This is a genomic window from Arthrobacter sp. Soil764 (assembly GCF_001428075.1).
Taxonomy (GTDB): Bacteria; Actinomycetota; Actinomycetes; order Actinomycetales; family Micrococcaceae; genus Arthrobacter.
Genome location: NZ_LMSI01000023.1, coordinates 78,813 through 96,107 on the forward strand (window position 1 = coordinate 78,813; position 17,295 = coordinate 96,107).

Here is a 17,295-nt window from a genome sequence, read left to right on the forward strand (position 1 = left end):
TCCGGGCCCCACTGGCCGTCGTGGGGCACTTTGGCACGGACACGCCGTCGTTATTGCCGGGAAGGGCCGCCGGCGGCGTCAAAGTGCCCCACGATGGCGGGCCCCACCGCAGGATGCTAGACGGCTTCGAGGATGCTCACGTAGTTGGCGATGCCCACGCCGCCCATGTTTTGGACGGCAGCCCGGCGCGGGGCGGCCAGCTGCATGTCCCCGGCTGTCCCGGTCAGCTGCATGGCTGCCAGGACGTGCTGGGAAACACCGGTGGCACCCACGGGGTGGCCCTTGGACTTAAGGCCGCCGGAGACGTTGATGGGCAGCTTGCCGTCCCTGAAGACCCAGCCTTCCTTCAGCGCGCGGGAGCCCTGGCCGGGTTCGGTCAGGCCCATGGCCTCGTACATGAGCAGTTCGGCGATGGTGAAGCAGTCGTGCACCTCGGCGAAGTCCAGGTCTTCCAGCCCGACGCCGGCCATCGCCAGGGCGCGCTGCCACGAGACGCGGGTGGCTTCGAAGGCGGTGGGGTCGCGGCGTGCGGCGGGGAAGAAATCGTTGGCCTGGCCGAAGCCGGCAAGCCGAACGGGGGCCGTGGCGCCGCCGGTGGGTGAAACGGACAGCACGACGGCGGCCGCTCCGTCGGAGACAGGGGAACAGTCCGTGCGGCGCAGGGGATCGGCCACCATCGGGTTCTTGTCTGAAACGGTTTGGCAGAACTCCTCGCCGAGGTCCTTGCGGAGCTGGGCGTACGGGTTGTCCACACCGTTGCGGTGGTTCTTCGCCGCGATGGTGCCCAGGACGTCGCCCAGGTTCCCGTCGGCGTCGTAGCGTTTGGCGTAGTGCTTCGCGACCTCGGCGAAGAGCCCGGTGAAGCCGGTGGTGGAAGGCTTGCCGGCCATGTCATAGTCCGCGCCCAGCAGTCCGGCGCCCACCACATCCGCTCCCGCGTGGGTCATCTTCTCGGCGCCGATCACCAGGACAGTCCTGGCGGTGCCGGCCAGCAGTGATTTGGTGCCCTGCTGGAAGGCGGCCGAACCGGAGGCGCAGGCGTTCTCCACACGGGTGGACGGGACGTTGGCCAGGTCGCGGGAGACCTGCAGTGCCAGGGAGGAGGGAAACGCCAGCGGCATCATGCCGGAGTTGAACTGTCCCACGTAGATTTCGTCGACCTGGCCCGGTTCAACGCCCGCGCTGCTGATGGCGTCCGTGGCCACCTGGACGATGAGGGATTCCAGGGTATCGTCGCTGAGTTTCCCGAATTTGCTGTGCCCCCAGCCCGTGATCAGGACATCCTTGCCGAACTGGTTCTTGAGGCTCATGCTGTGGCTCCTTCAAAAGTGGGCGTTGAGTCGAGGGAGGGGGCGACGTCGAACGCGGCTTCGGTCTTTTCCCGGATCTCCTCCGCGGTGACCCCCGGAGCAAGCCGGGTCAGCGTGAGCCGCCGTCCGCCGTCGTCCGCCTTTTCAAGGTCGAAGACCGCAAGGTCGCTGATGATCCGGTCCACACAGCTGAGCCCGGTCAGGGGGAGCGTGCACTCGCGGACGATCTTTGCGGTGCCGTCCTTGGCGTTGTGTTCAGTGAGGACCACTACCCGCGGTGTCCCGGCCACCAGGTCCATGGCGCCGCCCATGCCCTTGACCATTTTTCCGGGGATGGTCCAGTTGGCCAGGTCCCCGTTGCCGGACACCTGCATGGCACCGAGGATGGCCACCTTGACGTGCCCGCCGCGGATCATCCCGAAGGAGGTGGCGGAGTCGAAGATACTTCCGCCGGGCAGTACCGTGACGGTCTGCTTGCCGGCGTTGATAAGGTCAGCGTCCTCTTCGCCCTCGTAGGGGAACGGGCCCATGCCCAGCAGCCCGTTCTCGCTCTGCAGGACCACCCGCACGCCGTCGGGCAGGTTGTTGGCCACCAGCGTGGGGATGCCGATCCCCAGGTTCACGTAGTCGCCGTCGTTTAGTTCTTCGGCCGCAATGGCAGCCATTTCATCCCTGGTCCATCCCATGGGGTTCTCCTTATGTGGTCTTGGCTCTACTTAGTTGGGTATTACCGGCGGCACGAACTCGAACGTCATCCCCAGCAGCCAGGCGAGCAGCAGCACCACCGGGAGGTGGAACAGGAACTGCTGGAACGTGAAGCCCACCAGGTCCCTGGCGCGCAGGCCCAGGACGGCCAGCAGCGGCAGCATGAAGAACGGGTTGATGAGGTTGGGCAGGGCCTCGGCCATGTTGTAGATCTGCACGGTCCAGCCGAGGTTCATGTTGACGTCGGTGGCTGACTGCATGACGTAGGGCGCCTCCACGAGCCACTTTCCGCCGCCGGAGGGCACGAACATGCCCAGGAGGGCTGTGTAGATGGCGATGATGACTGCGAACGCCCCGTTGCCGCCGATGCTGGTGAAGAAGTGCGCCAGGTGCTCGGAGACCGAGAGCCCGCCCGCGCCGGTGGCCTTGGTCAGGATGGCCGCCATCGCGGCATAGAGCGGGAACTGGACCAAAATGCCTGCGGTGGCGGGTACAGCCTTGGTCACCGACTGGAGGAACTTGCGCGGGGTTCCATGCAGCACCAGCCCCAGCATCAGGAAGACCAGCAGGTACCCGTTCAGCGAGCTGACCACGCTCAGGATGGGCAGAGTCAGCAGCTGGGACACCAGCCAGCCCAGGGTCAGTACCCCGGCCAGGATGGGCAGGACCCTGCTGTATTCGAGCCACTCGCCGGGCCGCGACTTTTCGGCCGGCGGCTCGGGCTGGTCATCAAGGTCGACGCCGAGATCGGCCGCGGTTTTGACGGCGCCGCCGGTGGGGGCTGAGAAGTGGGCGATGACGGTGGTCAGCAGCATCAGGATGACAAGGGTCAGCAGGGACTGCCAGGTGAAAATGGAGGTGCCGAAGTCCAGGACGCCGGTGATCTTCAGCAGCGCCGGGGGGATGGAGGCCTTTGTCGCCTGGAGCTGGGCCGCGGAGGAGGACATGCCCAAAGCCCAGACTGCGCCCAGCCCCATGAAGGCAGCCGCGCCCAGGGCCCGGTAGTCGACGTGCAGGTCCGCCCGGCGGGCCACAGCGCGCGCCAGGAGCCCGCCGAAGATCAGGCTCAGGCCCCAGTTCACGAACGACACCGACATGGACAGCACGGCCACGAAGCTGACAGCGGTGCGGGCGGAGTTTGGCACCTGTGCCAGCCGGTCAATCAGCCGGGCCACGGGCGGCGAGGTTGCCACGACGTAGCCGGTCAGCACCACCATGGCCATCTGCAGGGTGAAGGCGGTGAGGTCCCAGAAGCCGTTGCCGAACGAATCCACCACTGCCTTGGGCGAGGCGCCGATGGCCAAGGCTGCGACGGCCACCAGCAGCACGCCCGCCAGGGCAAAAATGTACGCGTCCGGGAACCACTTCTGCGTCCAGCCGGCCAGCTTTTCAGCCATCAGGGCCAAACCCTTCTGGCGGACGTCCTGGTGGTTGAACTGCGTAGTGGTCATTGCGGCGTTTCTCTCCATTGAGTGATGTTCTTCCGGTGTTGGCCGGCGGTCAGGCGGAGACCAGGCCGGCGCGCTGCCGGACGGTCCGCTGCTCGATGTCCTTGACCCGGTCCGTGGCCTGCACCAGCCGCTGGACAAAGACGCCGGGGGTCACGATGTGGTTCGGGTCCAGGTGGCCGGGCTCCACGATCACTTCCGCCTCGGCGATGGTCAGTTTGCCGGCGGTGGCAACCACGGGGTTGAAGTTCCGGGCGGTGTAGCGGTAAATCAGGTTGCCGTCCGTGTCCGCGGTGTGCGCGTGGACCAGGGCGACGTCGGCCCTGATGGCACGCTCCTGGACGTAGGTTTCGCCGTCGAACACTTCGTGCGGCTTGCCGTCGGCAACCAGGGTGCCCACGCCGGTCTTGGTGTAGAAAGCCGGAATGCCGGCGCCGCCGGCGCGGAGCCGCTCAGCCAGGGTGCCCTGGGGGGTGAACTCCACCTCAAGCCTCCCGGCGAGGTACTGCTCGGCGAACAGCTTGTTTTCACCGACGTAGGACGCAATGACTTTGCGGACCTGGCCTCCCTCGATCAGGATGCCCAGCCCTTTGCCGTCCACGCCCATGTTGTTGGACACCACGGTGAGGTCGCGGACGCCGGAATCACGGACAGCTTCAATCAGATCGGCAGGAATGCCGCTCAAGCCAAAGCCTCCTACGGCGAGGGTCATGCCGTCCTGCAGTGCCCCTTGCAGGGCGCCGGCGGCAGAAGCCTGGAGTTTCTTCATGTCGTCTCCTCATTGAGCGCGGTGGTGTCCACTACGTGGATACCGGGGATCTGAGTTTGGAGACTACGGGCGGGTCTGTAGGCCTGTCAATATTCCGTGCTGGCCCATTTACAGTGTGGACAGTAGCATTGCGCCTATCCATAATGTGGACACTAGGAGGGTTTATGTCGGTCATGCCGGTGCAGGGCGCGCAGGTGGTGACGCGGATCGCAGGGCTGATGCGGCTGGTGGGCCGGAGCGCGGAGGGAATGCCGCTCGTGGACCTCGTGCGGGAATCGGGCCTCACGCGTCCCACCGTCCACCGGCTCCTGACATCCCTTGCCGCGGAGGGCCTGCTGGACCATGACCCCGTCACGGGCAACTGGGTGCTGGGCCCGGAAATCCTGCTCATGGGCTCGGTCGCGTCGGCGCGGTTCCCCATGGAGGATATCGCACGGCCCAGCCTTCGCCGGCTGGCCCAGGCCACCGGCGAGAGCGCCTTCTTCTCCATCCGCCGCGGCGCCGGGACGGTCTGCCTGCTGCGTGAGGAGGGAAGCTTTCCGGTCCGGTCCTTCGTCCTGCACGAGGGGGTCCGGTTCCCACTGGGGGTTGCATCGGCCGGGACGGCCATCATGGCCTTCCTTCCGGAAAGCGAGCAGGAGGAGTTGCTGGGCCGCTGGGACGAACACGCAGGTGAGTTTGCCGGGAACCACACGCCCGAACTGGTGCGGAAGAACCTGGCCCGCACCCGGCTGGCCGGCTATTCGGTGAACCCCGGGCTGGTCCTGGAGGGAAGCTGGGGGATGGGTGCCGCGGTGTTCGACCGCTCCGGGAAACCTGCCTGGGCGCTGTCGTTAACGGGCATTGAGCCGCGCTTCAAGCCGGAACGGCAGGAGGAACTGGGCGGCCTCCTCATGGCGGAGGCGCACCGGATCACGCAGCAGCTTGGCGGGGGCGGCAGCGGCCCGCGGGCCCGCTGAGTCTCTACGGCAAAGGCGGGGAACGACGACGGCGGGCGGCACCTGTTGCGGTGCCGCCCGCCGTCGTGCTCCCCAAGGGTGGGGAAAATCAGCGAGGCTGCCTAGAGTCCGGCGCGGGGCTCCTCCGGGCCCTCGTGCTTCCACCAGGTGTCGAAGATGGTCACCGGCACGGTGCGCTTGTGGCGGGTCCGGAGGTATTTCTGCTCGATCGATTCGGCAACCGCGTCCGGAACCTCCCGGCCTTCGAGGTAGTCGTCGATCTGGTCGTAGCTGAGGCCCAGCTCGTCCTCGTCCGTGCGTCCGGGCCGGTCATCGAGCAGGTCGGCGGTGGGCACCTTCTCCCAGACGCGGGCGGGTGCACCCAGTTCAGCCAGCAGGGCCCGGTTCTGCCGCTTGTTGAGGCCGAACAGGGGCAGGATGTCCGCGCCGCCGTCGCCGTACTTGGTGAAGAAGCCGGTGACGGACTCGGCGCCATGGTCGGTGCCGAGCACCAGGTAGTTGAATTCGCCGGCCAATGCATACTGGGCGATCATGCGGGTGCGTGCCTTGGTGTTGCCTTTGTGGAAGTCGGAGATCTCCGAGCCCACGGTTTTTTCGAACTCGTCTTCAAAACCGTCCACTGCGGCGGAAATGTTGAACGTCCATTCCGTCTTGGCCTTGATGAAGTCCAATGCGGCCTGGGCGTCCTCCTCGTCATGCTGCACGCCGTACGGTAGGCGGACGGCCACGAAATTGGCCTCCACGCCTTCGGCCTCAAGCTCATCCACCGCCAGCTGTGCCAGCTTTCCGGCCAGGGAGGAGTCCAGGCCGCCGGAGATGCCCAGGACAAACCCCTTGGTGTGGGTTGCCTTCAGGTATTCCTTGAGGAACGTGACGCGTTTGCGCACCTCCCCTGCGGGATCGATCCGGGGCTGAACGCCCATTTCTTCAATGATCTTGGCCTGGAGTTCGCGCATGTGGTCCAGACTAGCCAGCACAGTCAACAACCCTCAACTGTTCCGGGCGGCCCGTCCGGGGCGTAGCGTGAACGCATGGAGCGAACGGGGTGTGCCGTGGTGGGCGGGGGCCCTGCGGGAATGATGCTGGGGCTGTTGCTGGCGCGGGCCGGGGTGCACGTGACAGTGCTGGAGAAGCACCGGGACTTCCTGCGCGATTTCCGCGGCGACACGGTGCATGCCTCCACCATCCGCCTGATCGACGAACTTGGCCTGGGCGCCGGGTTCCGCAGCCTGCCGCAAAGCCGGCTGACCAACGTGGCCGTACCGGTCCCGGGGACCGGGCTGGTCACCCTGGCAGCCTTCGACGCTTTGAAACCCCCGTACAACTACGTGGCCATGATGCCCCAATGGGACTTCCTGGATTTCCTCGCCTCGGCTGCCGCTGCGGAACCGACGTTCACGCTCCTCAGGGAGAGCGGGGCCACCGGCCTGGAGCTCGACGGCGGCCGGGTCACCGGCGTGCGCTACCGGGACGCCGGCGGGGCCGAACACGTCCTCCATGCAGACGTCGTGGTGGCCGCGGACGGCCGCCACTCAGTGCTGCGCCAGGCCGCGGGCATGCGCGCCAGGGAGTTTCCGGTGCCGTTCGACACCTGGTGGTTCAGGCTCCCGCGCCACGCTTCCGAGCAGGGCGAAGTGGCGGGTGTGGTGCCCTCACTGGGCCACCGGGATGCCATGATTGCCCTCAATCGCACCGATTACTACCAGCTGGGCTACCTCGCTCCCAAGGGCTCGGATGCCAGGATCAGGGCCGGCGGCGTGGAGCGGTTCCGGCAGCGCGTGGCGGCCCTTCGCCCGGACCTCGCCGACCGCGTTGATTCGATCCGCAGCCTGGATGACCTGCATTGGCTGGACGTTAAACTGAACCGCCTGCGGCGCTGGTACACCGACGGTTTCCTGTGCATCGGGGACGCCGCCCATGCCATGTCACCGGCCGGGGGAGTGGGTATCAACCTGGCCATCCAGGACGCGGTGGCGGCCGCGGAACGGCTTGCACCGGATCTGCGTAGGGGCCAGGTGCGGACCCGGACCCTTGCAGCGATCCAGCGCCGCCGCAGCATGCCCACGGTGATGGTGCAGGCCGTGCAGCGCATCATGCACCGGGTGGTGTTCGTTCCGCTCTTCGCCGGGAGATTGTCCGGGGATGTCCTGGCCCGGGATCGTGCCCGCGCCGGGCTCTCCATCCAGCGGCTGGCCTTCTTCATCATGCGCCACAACCCGGTGGTCAAGCGTGTCCTGCCGCGCGTTATCGCCTTCGGGCCGCGCCCCGAACATGCACCCGGCTTTGCCCGCCCGCTCACCGTCAGCCCAGCCACTAAACTTGAGCCCATGACTTCGCCCACTGACACTGCGGTCGACACCGCAGCTGCCCGCGCCCGCCTGCTCGAACTCATCAAGGAACTCGCCGTGGTCCGCGGCAAGGTGATCCTCTCGAGCGGAGCTGAGGCTGACTACTACATCGACCTGCGCCGCATCACCCTGCACCACGAGGCGTCCAAGCTGGTGGGGCAGGTAATGCTCGCACTGGCGGACGACGCCGGGATCGACTTTGAGTGCGCGGGCGGACTGACCATGGGCGCCGACCCCGTTGGCGCCGCCGTGATGCATGCTGCCGCTGATACCGGCCGGGCCGTTGACGCGTTCGTGGTCCGCAAGGCCCAGAAGTCGTACGGCATGGGCCGCCAGGTGGAGGGCCCTTCGGTCGAGGGGCGCAAGGTCCTGGTCCTTGAGGACACCTCCACGACCGGTGGGTCGGCGCTGACCGCAGTGGAAGGCGTCCGGAAAGCCGGGGGCAACGTTGTGGCGGTGGCCGTGATCGTGGACCGGGATACCGGTGCCAAGGAAAAAATCGAAGCGGAAACAGGCGTTCCGTATCTGTTCGCTTTCGGCAAGGATGAGCTGGGGCTGGCGTAGTCCTGCAGCGCCCCGGGTGAGAGCCCGGGGCGGCAAGCGGACCGCAGTTGGCTGGGCTGTTGGCGCTGTTTTATGATATGCGGTAACACTTTTTAGTTGCTTGGAGACCACGCACCTTGCTCCCCCCACAACAGCCTTTGAGCGCAACCGACCAGGTCCAGAACCTCATCCTGGAAAGTGCCGACTTCGAGGACTTCCTCAACGAACTGGCCCGTTTCTCCGCCCACCAGATGGCCGGCGACGGCGACGACGCCCTGTGCGGCATCACCCTGCTGCGCGACCGCAAGGCGGCCACCATCGGCTGGAGCAGCGACTCCGCCCGGGAAGTGGACGAAATCCAGTATTCGCTGTCCCAGGGCCCCTGCCTTACGGCCGCTGAGGAGGAACGTGAAGTCCACGTTCCCGACCTCCTGGAGGAGAACCGGTGGGGGCCCGATTACGCCACGGCCGTGGCGTCCCACGGGCTGCGCTCGGTGCTCTCCCTCCCGTTCACCCTGCAGGGCGAGGCCAAGGCGGCCCTGAACCTCTATTCCGATGTTCCCCGTAAATTCGAGGGGAATGCCGCGGCCAGGGCACGGGACTTCACCCGCGAGATTTCACAGGCCCTGCGCCTTGCCGTCCGGTTCTCACTGCATGCGGACAGCGCGTCAAACCTCCGGGCCACCCTGGAGTCCCGCACCATCATCGACATCGCCGTTGGCATTGTCATGGCCCAAAACCGCTGCAGCCAGCAGGCTGCCGTCCAAATCCTCACCGAGGCGTCCAGCAACAGCAACACCAAGCTGCGGGACATCGCCAAAACCCTGGTGGATTCGGTGGGCGGCACCGGTGCCCGGACGCACTACGAGGAACCGGGCAAGGTAAGCCAAGGCGTGCGCTCCTAAGGGACGGGTTGTGCGGGGGCTCCCGTGAAGGTTACGCTTGCGGAGGTTGAGCCGTCGGCCATAGACCTCTTTTGGAGTACCTATGGACCGAGCATTAGAAGCAGTTGTTAACTTTGATGTCCCCGCAGACGTCGTCCGGATTGAAGTCCGGGGCAGCCTGACGTGCGGTTCCCGCCCCCACCTGATCCACATCATCCGCCGTGTCCGGCGGATGGGCATCCGCTGCCACATATGCGTCGACCTGTCGCAGGCCGGGCTTGTGGAGTCCACCGCCCTGGCTGGACTGCGCAGTGACCTGAACGTGCTGGACGCCAACACCCTGGCCGGTAGCGGCGCCGGGGTTTCCCTCCAGCTGACACCCCTTGCACGCACCGCTTCCCCGGGCGGTCCCTCCAGTGACCAGCCGCTGCCCATGGACGATGACATCAGGGAACTGTTCCCTGGCGGCCGCTTCGCCGGGGAATATCCGCACCTGCCCGTCATGTGGATCGAGGAGCTGTACGGCCGGCCACTCACGGAATACTCGAACGACGAGCTCCTTGCGGCCAGTGACGCGCTCTTCGCTCTGCTCGACAGTCCGCAGACGCAGGACAGCGCGGACCTGCTGGGCCGCTACAACGACATCGGGCTGGAAATCCACCGCCGCCAGCAGGAACCGTCGGCCCCCCTCCCCGCCACGGAAGGCCAGGCCGCCAGCTGACCCCTGCGTCACCCAACGGTTACAGCCGCCCGTTGCGGAGGCACGTTTGGCTGGGCTTACGGTAGGAGTGTGCCGTATGAGGGGGAGGTCAGTCCGCAGAGCCGGCGTGGGGTATCCGGTGCCCGGCTGCTGTCGAAGGCGGCTGCCCTTAAGCGCTTTTCGCGCCGCACCTTCCTGGCCGGCGCGGGGGCATCAGGCCTGCTCGCTGCCGACATGCTGGTGACCCGGGAGGTCCAGTCGCAGCGCCGGACCACCAGGATCCTCAGCGTTGCCGATGACTTCGCCGACGCCTACTACCCGGATGCCAGCTGGTTCCTGTTCCCGGGCTACAAAACCAGCTGGGAAGAGGCCCAATGGATCCTCAACACCATGCGTGGCGCGCTGAACAAGCGCGCCCGGCTCGCCGCCGTCGGGTATTCCAACCTGGGGCTGAATATCACCGAGGTGGTCAACGCGATCACCGATTACATCACCGCGGAGAAGATCACCAAACTGTTCTTTTACGGGCACAGCTTTGGGGGGATGCTCGCCACCCAGGTGGCAGCCCGGCTGCTTGCCCTGCGGGGAGTCCAGGTGCAGTTCATCCTCCTGGACTCCAGTCCCTACAGCGCCCACGATGTCCTGGACCAGAGCTGGTTCGACGGCGTGGTGTTCCTTTACGAGCGCGGCTTCAGGTTCCCGTCCACGCTGCGCGGCGGGTATGAGCTGGGCGAGCGCATTATCCACAAGGACGAACGGAGCTGGCGCCAGATCCTGGACCAGACGCTGGAGCAGCTGTCCCCGATCGCCCCTTCGAACGTGCTGGTCCAGACGGAGTCCGCATACATCTACCACTTCGAGGGACGCCAGTTCGCCGGGAAGCTGGGGACCGCAAAGATGGCCTATATCGGCAACCCCCGGGACAGGACCGTCGATTATGAAACCGCAGCGGAAACCTGGGCCGTGGTCTTCAAGGACAACATGGTCTCAAGCAACCTGCAGACCACCGGTGCGGCGCCGGCGCACGCCAGCCCCGGCTGGAATCCGCAGATCTACCGGCCCCTGGTGGCGGAACTGCTGGACGGATTCTTCCCGCTGCCCCGGGGCGGTTCCCGGGTGAGCATCTTCTAGATCTGGTTTTTCAGGTCCGCCACGGAGTTCAGCACCTGGTTGGGCCGGAACGGATAGGCGGCGATGTCGTCCTTGTGCGTAATGCCGCTCAGGACCAGAACGGTGTGCAGCCCGGCCTCCATGCCGGCAATGATGTCCGTGTCCATCCGGTCGCCGATCATGGCGGTGGTCTCGGAGTGCGCGTCGATCTGGTTCATGGCGGAACGGAACATCATGGGATTCGGCTTGCCCACAATGTATGGTTCGCGTCCGGTGGCCTTGGTGATCAGGGCCGCGATGGCTCCGGTGGCCGGCATGGGGCCATCCTTCGAGGGGCCGGTGGCGTCCGGGTTGGTGGCGATGAACCGGGCACCGGCAAGGATCAGGCGGATGGCCGTGGTGATGGCCTCAAAGGAGTACGTGCGCGTCTCACCAAGCACCACGAAGTCCGGGTTCTGGTCGGTGAGGATGAAGCCGGCCTCGTGCAGCGCCGTCGTCAACCCTGCCTCGCCGATGGTGTAGGCGCGGTTGCCGGACTCCGAGCGCACCTGGTCCTTGAGGAACTGGGCGGTGGCCAGGGCGGAGGTCCAGATGTTTTCTTCAGGAATCTCCAGGCCGGAAGACCGCAGCCGGGCGGCCAGGTCGCGCGGGGTGAAGATGGAGTTGTTGGTCAGCACCAGGAAGCGCTTGGACGTGTCCACCCACCGCTGGATCAGTTCCGCGGCGCCGGGGATGGGCTGGTTCTCGTGGACCAGGACGCCGTCCATGTCCGTCAGCCAGCATTCAATCTCCTGGCCGCTGCGGTAAACCGCGGGGTTTCCTGCTACCTGGTCTTCTTCTGCCACGACTACCTCCACCGGTGATGAATGCTCCAGTGGTCCAGTCTAGTGTTGAGGGGTGAACCAGACGCCCGGCCTGCCAGAGGAACCCCGCCACGAGCCCGGGGAGGCCGAACCCGCAAAGGCGGAGGTCGGCGTCGGGCCCTGGGAAGGGGAGCTGCCCCACGGCGACCACTGGGATCCCGACCTCCTTGCCGATGGCGACCGCCGCAATGTCCTGGACAAGTACCGCTACTGGAAGCACGAGGCGATCGTGGCGGAACTCGACTCCCGGCGGCACAACTTCCATGTGGCCATCGAGAACTGGCAGCACGACCTGAACATCGGCACGGTGGTGCGCACGGCCAACGCCTTCCTCGCCAAAGAGGTGCACATCATCGGCCGGCGGCGGTGGAACCGGCGCGGCGCCATGGTCACCGACCGCTACCAGCACGTCCGCCACCACCCCACTGTTGAGGACTTCGTCCAGTGGGCGCAGCGGGAGGGGCTGGCGATCATCGGCATCGACATTTTCCCGGATTCGGTCCCGCTGGAGACGTACGAACTGCCGCGAGACTGCGTGCTGGTCTTCGGGCAGGAGGGCCCCGGCCTGACCCCGGAAGTCCACCAGGCCGCCGTCGCCACCCTGTCCATCGAGCAGTTCGGTTCTACCCGCTCCATCAACGCCGCCTCCGCAGCCGCCATCGCCATGCACGCCTGGATCCGCCGGCACGTTTTCAACCAGACCCCGCGAAATGGCAGTTGACGGCAGTCCCGGCCCCACTTACTGCGGTTAACTGCCAATTCGCGCTCCGGATGGCGACCAAGTCTGTGGATAACGTCATCCTGCTGTTGCCGGCGGGCAAGAATAGGGCATGCGCAGGGCCCCTCTTCCCAGCCACCTGACTACAGGATCCTTCTCACTCCGCACCTCAGATAAGGCAGGAATCTCCCGCACGCGTACCGCCGCCAAGGATCTGGTGACGGTCTCCCGCGGAATTCGGGTGCCGGTCCAGTCACGCGCGGTAGGCGCAGCAGCCTTGCGCGCCTACACGGACCTGGATGACACATCCATCCTTGCCTCCCTGTCCGCAGCCCGCCTGTGGGAGGCGCCCTTGCCGGGCGGGCCGGGCAGTGACTGGCGTATCCACCTTGCGCGCCGGCGGGGTTTCAGCTTTCCTCGGCGGGCCAATGTCGTAGGGCATCTGCTGACGTTCCTGCCGGGCGAAGTGGTGGAGTACAACGGCGTCCGCCTCACCTCGCCTGCGCGAACGTGGCTGGATCTTGCGTCCGTGCTGGCTTTGGAGGATCTGGTTGCAATGGGCGACCATTTGGTCTGCACCCATGGGCCCGGGTTTCCCTGTCCCAGGGAGGCATTGTGCAGCATTGATGACCTCGCTGGCATGGTTGCACGCCATCCCGGGATGCGTGGTGTCAAAGTTGCACGGGCAGCACTCGAACTCATCCGCGTGGGCGCCGACTCGGCGCCGGAAACGCGAATGCGCCTGGCTCTGGTCAATGCGGGACTGCCGGAGCCAGTACTCAACTGCATCGTTCGCGACTTCCGCGGTGTTCCCGTTTTGTGGCCCGACGCCGCCTATCCGCAGTGGCGCATCTCGCTGCAGTACGACGGCCAACACCACGCAGATCCCGATCAGCATCTGCGCGACATGGATCGGCACGAGAAGACCCTCGCACTGGGGTGGCTTGAGGTACGCGTCGGTAAGCAACACCTCGAAGGCGAGCGGCCCGCCGTCGTACGAAAGGTACGCGAGGCGCTGCAGGGCTGTGGCTGGACGCGAGATGGCAGTTGAGGGCAATCCCGAGGTGTGGCATCGCCGTTAAATGCCATCTCGCAAGGGCGGCCCCACACACAGGGTTCTCTGCCGGTGGTTGGGGCAGGGCGCGGCGGGGCGTAACCCAGAGCACTCCCGGTCCGGTAATGGCTAGGATGGTGCCAAGCCGTAAGCGGTCTACTTGAGGGTCTTCCACCCACAGACGAAACTCAGCAGAGGAGCCAGCATGCCCATTGCAACCCCAGAGATCTACTCCGAAATGATCGACCGCGCGAAGGCGGGCGGCTTTGCATACCCGGCCGTGAACGTCACGTCCTCGCAGACGCTGAACGCAGCGCTCCGCGGTTTCGCCGAAGCGGAGTCCGACGGCATCGTCCAGGTTTCCACCGGCGGTGCCGCCTACTGGTCCGGCGCATCCACCAAGGACATGGTTGCCGGTTCCCTGGGCTTCGCAGCCTTCGCCCGCGAAGTGGCCAAGAACTACGGCGTCAACGTCGCCCTGCACACGGACCACTGCCCCAAGGACAAGCTGGACGGTTTCGTCCTGCCCCTGCTCGAGGCTTCCGAGGCTGAGGTCAAGGCCGGCCGCAACCCGCTGTTCAACTCCCACATGTGGGACGGCTCCGCAGAAACCCTGCAGGAGAACCTGCGCATCGCCCGCGAACTGCTGGCCCGCACCGCTGCCGCCAAGATGATCCTCGAAGTTGAAATCGGCACCGTCGGCGGCGAGGAAGACGGCGTCGAAAACGCCATCAACGACAAGCTGTACACCACGGTGGAAGACGCCCTGGCCACCATCGACGCCCTCGGGTCCGGCGAGAACGGCCGCTACATCACGGCCCTGACCTTCGGCAACGTCCATGGCGTCTACAAGCCCGGCGGCGTCAAGCTCCGCCCGGAGATCCTCAAGGACATCCAGGCGCAGGTGGGCTCGAAGATCGGCAAGGAGAACCCGTTCGACCTGGTCTTCCACGGCGGCTCCGGCTCCTCCGACCAGGAAATCGCCGACGCCGTCTCCTTCGGCGTGATCAAGATGAACATCGACACCGACACCCAGTACGCCTACACGCGTCCCGTGGCCGACCACATGTTCAAGAACTACGACGGCGTGCTGAAGGTGGACGGCGAAGTGGGCAACAAGAAGACCTACGACCCCCGCGTCTGGGGCGCTTCCGCCGAAGCCGGCCTGGCAGCCCGCGTGGTGGAAGCCACCAAGCAGCTCGGTTCGGCCGGAAAGACCTTCTAAATGTCGGACGAGTTCCGCCGGAACCTGATGGGGCCGGAGCCCACGCTCCTGCCCGCCGAAACAGAGGTGTACGGACAGCTTGAGGCCGGCCACGAGGCCCTGGACCTGGTGGCGAAGCACCCCACGTCCTCGCTCCTGTGGGCCGTCCTGGCCGAGGAGGCGTGGACGGAGGGCCGCACCATCGACTCCTACGCCTACGCCCGGGTGGGCTACCACCGCGGACTGGATGCGCTGCGCCGCAACGGCTGGCGCGGCGTGGGTCCCATCCCCTGGGAGCACGAGCCGAACCGCGGTTTCCTGCGGGCCCTCTACTCCCTGGGGAGGGCCTCGGCAGCCATCGGTGAGGCTGACGAGCCGGAGCGGATTGAGAAGTTCCTGAACGACTCCGACCCCACCGCAAAGGCAGCGATCGAGGGCAAATCCTAAAAGTTCCCAGGCTTAAACGGCCGACGGCGGGTGGCCACCTTTCCTGAAAAGGTGGCCACCCGCCGTCGGGCGTTAAAGTCCTTGGCTTAGGCTTTGGCGATACCCGTGCGGGCCATGGCGTCTGCGTATGCCGCGCGCATGTCCTCCAGGTACTCCTCCTGGCGCGCCGGGGAACCGGCGAAGGCGCGGCCGCTCAGGGAGCGGACCTTGTAGGTCTTCAGGCCGCGGCGCCAGAGGAGTGGCACTTCGGTCTTCAACAGGAGGTTGGCCAGGCGGTTGGCTTCAGTGCCGTGCGCCACGATCACCGAGGCGCGGGGGACCAGGGCCAGGAACTTGAGCAGGGGCTTCAGGCCTGCCTGGATCTGGTCCGGAGTGAACTTGCCGTTGGCTTCGCCTGGAACGTGCCAGGGGTGGACGTTCCACGGCATGACGAACTCGGGGCGCAGGCCCAGCTTCCACTGGATCCCCAGCATCCGGGTAGCGGCATCCTGGTCCCCGGCCGTGATGAACCCGGACGGATCCATCTCGCCAATGTTGGAGAACAGGCTGATGATGCGGGTTTCCTCCACGTCGTGCATGGGGTCCACGTAGGGCACCGCGGTTCCGGGCTTGGCCTCCTGCAGGGAATCGCACAGTTCGTTGACGGCGGCAACGCTGGGTTCGTAGCGGCGGCTCATGAGCTGTTCGTGGAATGTTTCGGGTGCCAGGGCTGTCATGAAGTGCTGGTTCTCCTGCGGGGATTGATATTGCTTCCACCGGTGAAAATGGGCGCACGGCGGCGCGGATCATCAACGGTGGTTAGTTGGGGTGGGCCGATTCCTGGTCGGCCTTTGCCAGTTTACCAAGCCCCGGGAAACGAAACGCCGGGCCCCTTCCGCCAATGGAAGCCACTGCCCGGTGTTTCCCCTGCGCAGGGGCGTACTTTCAGGTTTTGTCCAGCGTATTGACAGTTTTCGTTAGGCTTGCTTGGCTGGGTGTCACATCCCGCCGCCGCGACGAAGCGGCTGGGCGGTACCCGAAGCACTCGAAAGAGGTAACGCACTGTGACGAAATCCTTCAGGATCCTTGCCGTAACGGGAGCCCTGGCGCTCGCCGTCGTGGCAGGACCGGCTCCGCTTGCCAATGCCGTGGGCGAAGGGCCAACCTACGACGGCAATGGCCAGATCACCACGTCGAAGCTGGCCACCTATGACCAGCTGGTCTCGTTCCTGAAGGACCAGGACGCGCGCCAGCCGGCCATGGAGCTGGAGGTCATCGGCCAGACCGTAAAGGGCCGCGATATCCACCTGGTCAAGTACATCTCCGATCCGGCCAAGCCCACCATCCTGTACCTCACCCAGCAGCACGGCAACGAACAGCTCACCACCGAAGGTGCCATGGAGTTCATCAAGCACCTGGGGACCGGAAAGTCTGCAGGCATTTTGGACGGCGTGAACATCCTGATCGTGCCCATGCTCAATGCGGACGGCGCCATGGGGGACGTCAACTTCTCCCTGGAGGACTATCTGGCCAAGGGGGACCGCCATCTCACCCGCTACAACGCGGAGGGTGTGGACCTGAACCGGGACCACGTGGCCAAGATCCAGCCGGAAACCCAGGCGCTGCACAACAACGTGATGCGCAAGTACCGCATCGACTACATGATCGACCTGCACCACCAGGGGACCCGGGCCGAGCGGGACGGGAAGCTGGTCTCCGGCTCCATCCTGTATCCCACCACCCCGAACGCCGACCCCGCCGTCGTGGAGAAATCCAAGCAGCTCGGCGCCATTGTCTTCAACAACGTCGACTCCACCGGCTGGGGCCACCTGGGCAAGTACCAGGGCGGCAGCGCCGAGACCATCAGCCGCAACGGCCTTTCAGTGGAATATGGAATCGCCACCCTGCTCTTCGAGATGCGCGGCATGTCGGACCACTACCTGGACGGGTATGCGCTGGGGCAGCGGAGCAACGGCTACCTGATCCAGCAGACGGTCACCACACTGACCTCCACTGCCGCGGCCATTGCGGATGGATCCATTGCCGACACCGACACGTCCTTCTGGGACACGCTTGCCGAGCAGACGTCCCGGCCTGCAGGGGAAGCGGAAGACGAGTAACGGCCCGGTGCCGCCGCGGTCCTTTCTTCCGCAAGGGCCGCGGCGGGCCCCAACCGTGGACAAAGTGTCCCATCGGCTAAACTTGGGTGGTAAGAGCCCCGGAACTCTTGCTTCGCCGTGCCGCCCCGCGGACC

Annotated in this window: 17 protein-coding genes and 1 pseudogene; 11 read left to right on the plus strand and 7 right to left on the minus strand. The window is 65.9% G+C overall.

The annotated features are described in order from the left end of the window. Positions 1–116: 116 nt before the first annotated feature. From ASG86_RS17160 to ASG86_RS17175, 4 genes are read right to left on the minus strand one after another with little or no spacing between them, the layout of a single operon-like run. Positions 117–1,310: an acetyl-CoA acetyltransferase gene (locus ASG86_RS17160; protein ID WP_056337134.1), complete on the minus strand. Its 1,194-nt coding sequence runs from the start codon at positions 1,308–1,310 to the stop codon at positions 117–119. After that, entirely contained in the window at positions 1,307–1,996 is a 690-nt protein-coding gene (locus tag ASG86_RS17165; protein WP_056337137.1) for a CoA transferase subunit B, read from the minus strand. The genes ASG86_RS17160 and ASG86_RS17165 overlap by 4 nt, the downstream gene beginning before the upstream one ends. A 30-nt stretch (positions 1,997–2,026) precedes the next feature. Continuing rightward, positions 2,027–3,466 (minus strand): short-chain fatty acid transporter, encoded by a 1,440-nt coding sequence (locus ASG86_RS17170; RefSeq protein WP_056337139.1) that lies wholly within the window; start codon positions 3,464–3,466, stop codon positions 2,027–2,029. 49 nt (positions 3,467–3,515) lie between these two features. Then, positions 3,516–4,232, minus strand: a complete 717-nt coding sequence (locus tag ASG86_RS17175) for a CoA transferase subunit A (protein ID WP_056337142.1) — start codon at positions 4,230–4,232, stop codon at positions 3,516–3,518. 164 nt (positions 4,233–4,396) lie between these two features. Between ASG86_RS17175 and ASG86_RS17180 the strand changes: the two genes are divergently transcribed. Further along, on the plus strand, positions 4,397–5,191 hold the full coding sequence (locus ASG86_RS17180) for an IclR family transcriptional regulator (RefSeq protein ID WP_056337147.1): 795 nt from the start codon (positions 4,397–4,399) through the stop codon (positions 5,189–5,191). Positions 5,192–5,292: 101 nt separating this feature from the next. Here ASG86_RS17180 and nadE read toward each other — a convergent pair whose 3' ends face one another. Then, complete coding sequence (gene nadE / locus ASG86_RS17185; RefSeq protein ID WP_056337150.1) at positions 5,293–6,147, minus strand: ammonia-dependent NAD(+) synthetase; 855 nt, start codon at positions 6,145–6,147, stop codon at positions 5,293–5,295. Positions 6,148–6,222: 75 nt separating this feature from the next. Between nadE and ASG86_RS17190 the strand changes: the two are divergent. The 5 genes and pseudogenes from ASG86_RS17190 to ASG86_RS17205 all read left to right on the plus strand — a co-directional run. Then, positions 6,223–7,470, plus strand: a pseudogene (locus ASG86_RS17190) (FAD-dependent oxidoreductase); the annotation flags it as partial. Between the two features lie 48 nt (positions 7,471–7,518). After that, a complete protein-coding gene (gene pyrE / locus ASG86_RS20815; RefSeq protein ID WP_200946287.1) occupies positions 7,519–8,103 on the plus strand; it encodes an orotate phosphoribosyltransferase in 585 nt (194 codons plus the stop codon). A 137-nt stretch (positions 8,104–8,240) separates the two neighbouring features. Continuing rightward, positions 8,241–8,987 carry a GAF and ANTAR domain-containing protein gene (locus ASG86_RS17195; protein WP_235565218.1) on the plus strand — a complete coding sequence of 249 codons (747 nt, stop codon included), beginning with the start codon at positions 8,241–8,243 and terminating at the stop codon, positions 8,985–8,987. Between the two features lie 82 nt (positions 8,988–9,069). Continuing rightward, complete coding sequence (locus tag ASG86_RS17200; RefSeq protein WP_056337155.1) at positions 9,070–9,687, plus strand: hypothetical protein; 618 nt, start codon at positions 9,070–9,072, stop codon at positions 9,685–9,687. A gap of 69 nt (positions 9,688–9,756) precedes the next feature. Beyond that, positions 9,757–10,797: a thioesterase domain-containing protein gene (locus ASG86_RS17205; RefSeq protein ID WP_056337157.1), complete on the plus strand. Its 1,041-nt coding sequence runs from the start codon at positions 9,757–9,759 to the stop codon at positions 10,795–10,797. Here ASG86_RS17205 and ASG86_RS17210 read toward each other — a convergent pair. Beyond that, positions 10,794–11,633 (minus strand): HAD-IIA family hydrolase, encoded by an 840-nt coding sequence (locus ASG86_RS17210; protein ID WP_056337160.1) that lies wholly within the window; start codon positions 11,631–11,633, stop codon positions 10,794–10,796. The two genes, ASG86_RS17205 and ASG86_RS17210, sit on opposite strands and share 4 nt — an antisense overlap. 40 nt (positions 11,634–11,673) lie before the next feature. Here ASG86_RS17210 and ASG86_RS17215 point away from each other — a divergent pair, with 40 nt between their 5' ends. From ASG86_RS17215 to ASG86_RS17230, 4 genes are all read left to right on the plus strand, one after another. Further along, the gene (locus ASG86_RS17215; RefSeq protein ID WP_056337163.1) at positions 11,674–12,360 is read left to right on the plus strand and encodes a TrmH family RNA methyltransferase; all 687 of its coding nucleotides are present in this window, start codon (positions 11,674–11,676) and stop codon (positions 12,358–12,360) included. A gap of 214 nt (positions 12,361–12,574) precedes the next feature. Further along, positions 12,575–13,408 (plus strand): hypothetical protein, encoded by an 834-nt coding sequence (locus ASG86_RS17220; protein ID WP_235565219.1) that lies wholly within the window; start codon positions 12,575–12,577, stop codon positions 13,406–13,408. Positions 13,409–13,616: 208 nt separating this feature from the next. Further along, positions 13,617–14,636: a class II fructose-bisphosphate aldolase gene (gene fbaA, locus ASG86_RS17225; RefSeq protein WP_056337168.1), complete on the plus strand. Its 1,020-nt coding sequence runs from the start codon at positions 13,617–13,619 to the stop codon at positions 14,634–14,636. Beyond that, positions 14,637–15,062 carry a DUF3151 domain-containing protein gene (locus ASG86_RS17230; RefSeq protein ID WP_056337171.1) on the plus strand — a complete coding sequence of 142 codons (426 nt, stop codon included), beginning with the start codon at positions 14,637–14,639 and terminating at the stop codon, positions 15,060–15,062. An 86-nt stretch (positions 15,063–15,148) separates the two neighbouring features. Here ASG86_RS17230 and ASG86_RS17235 read toward each other — a convergent pair whose 3' ends face one another. Continuing rightward, the gene (locus ASG86_RS17235; RefSeq protein ID WP_056337174.1) at positions 15,149–15,778 is read right to left on the minus strand and encodes a uracil-DNA glycosylase; all 630 of its coding nucleotides are present in this window, start codon (positions 15,776–15,778) and stop codon (positions 15,149–15,151) included. A gap of 327 nt (positions 15,779–16,105) precedes the next feature. Here ASG86_RS17235 and ASG86_RS17240 point away from each other — a divergent pair, with 327 nt between their 5' ends. Beyond that, positions 16,106–17,161: a M14 family zinc carboxypeptidase gene (locus tag ASG86_RS17240; RefSeq protein WP_056337177.1), complete on the plus strand. Its 1,056-nt coding sequence runs from the start codon at positions 16,106–16,108 to the stop codon at positions 17,159–17,161. The last annotated feature ends 134 nt before the right edge of the window (positions 17,162–17,295 follow it).

Excerpts from the sequence above, each read along its gene's own strand:
- fbaA (WP_056337168.1), top strand. The coding sequence starts at position 13,617 with ATGCCCATTGCAACCCCAGAGATCTACTCCGAAATGATCGACCGCGCG.
- nadE (WP_056337150.1), bottom strand. The coding sequence starts at position 6,147 with ATGCGCGAACTCCAGGCCAAGATCATTGAAGAAATGGGCGTTCAGCCC.
- ASG86_RS17165 (WP_056337137.1), bottom strand. The coding sequence starts at position 1,996 with ATGGGATGGACCAGGGATGAAATGGCTGCCATTGCGGCCGAAGAACTA.
- pyrE (WP_200946287.1), top strand. The coding sequence starts at position 7,519 with ATGACTTCGCCCACTGACACTGCGGTCGACACCGCAGCTGCCCGCGCC.
- ASG86_RS17200 (WP_056337155.1), top strand. The coding sequence starts at position 9,070 with ATGGACCGAGCATTAGAAGCAGTTGTTAACTTTGATGTCCCCGCAGAC.
- ASG86_RS17230 (WP_056337171.1), top strand. The coding sequence starts at position 14,637 with ATGTCGGACGAGTTCCGCCGGAACCTGATGGGGCCGGAGCCCACGCTC.
- ASG86_RS17175 (WP_056337142.1), bottom strand. The coding sequence starts at position 4,232 with ATGAAGAAACTCCAGGCTTCTGCCGCCGGCGCCCTGCAAGGGGCACTG.
- ASG86_RS17160 (WP_056337134.1), bottom strand. The coding sequence starts at position 1,310 with ATGAGCCTCAAGAACCAGTTCGGCAAGGATGTCCTGATCACGGGCTGG.
- ASG86_RS17235 (WP_056337174.1), bottom strand. The coding sequence starts at position 15,778 with ATGACAGCCCTGGCACCCGAAACATTCCACGAACAGCTCATGAGCCGC.
- ASG86_RS17180 (WP_056337147.1), top strand. The coding sequence starts at position 4,397 with ATGTCGGTCATGCCGGTGCAGGGCGCGCAGGTGGTGACGCGGATCGCA.
- ASG86_RS17170 (WP_056337139.1), bottom strand. The coding sequence starts at position 3,466 with ATGACCACTACGCAGTTCAACCACCAGGACGTCCGCCAGAAGGGTTTG.